Source organism: Mesorhizobium sp. M7A.F.Ca.CA.002.04.1.1 (assembly GCF_004022805.1).
Taxonomy (GTDB): domain Bacteria; phylum Pseudomonadota; class Alphaproteobacteria; order Rhizobiales; family Rhizobiaceae; genus Mesorhizobium; species Mesorhizobium ciceri.
This window is the reverse complement of the sequence record NZ_RZPL01001059.1, coordinates 1-1,302: the sequence shown is the minus strand read 5'-3', so window position 1 is coordinate 1,302 and position 1,302 is coordinate 1. Positions and strand designations below refer to the sequence as shown.

1 protein-coding gene and 1 pseudogene are annotated in these 1,302 nt (G+C 61.4%); one reads left to right on the top strand and one right to left on the bottom strand.

Going from position 1 to position 1,302, the window contains the following annotated elements; translation table 11 throughout:
- A pseudogene (locus tag ENZ75_RS34815) lies at positions 1-200 on the bottom strand (hypothetical protein); the annotation flags it as partial.
- 90 nt (positions 201-290) lie between these two features.
- Between ENZ75_RS34815 and tatC the strand changes: the two are divergent.
- Positions 291-1,157, top strand: coding sequence for a twin-arginine translocase subunit TatC (tatC, locus tag ENZ75_RS32065; protein ID WP_013531297.1), 867 nt, complete (start codon positions 291-293; stop codon positions 1,155-1,157).
- Positions 1,158-1,302 lie beyond the last annotated feature (145 nt).

Sequence of the window (1,302 nt, the reverse complement as noted above, 5' to 3'; positions counted from 1 at the left end):
GCGAAGAAGGCAGCCAAGCCTGCACCGTCAAGGGCGACGCCGGCTATAAAGGCTTCGGCAAATGGCGCTAAAGCTCCTGCAAAAACGGTCACCGCTAAGGCCACGCCTGCGCCCAAGGTGCCAGCGAAGCCGGTGACGGCGGCAATGCCTGAAACGCCCAGGGCCAAGACGCCCGCTGCGGCCAAGGTGATCGCGTCCAAGACCGTAGCGACCAAGACGGGGGCGAAAATCGAACCGAAACCTGCTGCGGCCAAGAAGCCGGCGGCCAAGAAGACGGCTGGAGCCGCCAAGTGAGCGTTTCGGACACCGAAAAGGACGAGATCGAGAAATCGTCGGCGCCGCTGATGGAGCATCTGATCGAGCTGCGCCGGCGGCTGATCTGGTCGCTGGGCGGTTTCTTCGTTGCCTTCCTGGTCTGTTTCTTCTTCGCCAAGAAGCTGTTCAACCTTCTGGTCGTCCCGTTCAAATGGGCGACGCAGTGGGCAGGCCTCGATCCGCACAAGGTCGAGCTGATCTACACGGCGCCGCAGGAATTCTTCTTCACGCAGGTCAAGCTCGCCATGTTCGGCGGCATGGTGATCGCCTTTCCGCTGATCGCCACGCAGATCTACAAATTCATCGCGCCCGGCCTCTACAAGAACGAGCGCAACGCCTTCCTGCCGTTCCTGATCGCGTCGCCAATCCTGTTCCTGATGGGTGCGTCGCTGGTCTATTTCTTCTTCACGCCGATGGTGATGTGGTTCTTCCTCGCCATGCAGCAGGCCGGCACCGACGATCAGGTGCAGATTTCACTGCTGCCAAAGGTGTCGGAATATCTCAGCCTGATCATGACGCTGATCTTCTCCTTCGGCCTGGTGTTCCAACTGCCGGTGGTGACCAGCCTGATGACACGCGTCGGCATGCTGTCGTCCAAGGGGCTGGCCGAGAAGCGCAAATGGGCGATCGTCATCGCCTTCGTCGTCGCGGCGGTGCTGACGCCGCCCGATCCGATGAGCCAGATCGGCCTCGCCATTCCGACCATCCTTCTCTACGAGGTCTCCATCTGGGCTGCCCGGCTGATCGAGCGCGATCAGGAAAAGCAGCGCGTGGCACGCGAGAAGCAGGACGCGGCGGAAGAGGTCGCCGAGAAGAAGCCGGCGGACGCGTCCTCCACCTGAACGGCGCCGCCGCGTCTGGCCAGTCTCGATAGGAATTTTTTCTTGACCTGGTGAGGGCAGCTATGCTATGATTCTCGGTATGGTGCTGACTTGCGCCAGCGACCCGCCGTAGAGGCGGGGTTTTTTTTTTAGGCTCCCCCCCGCC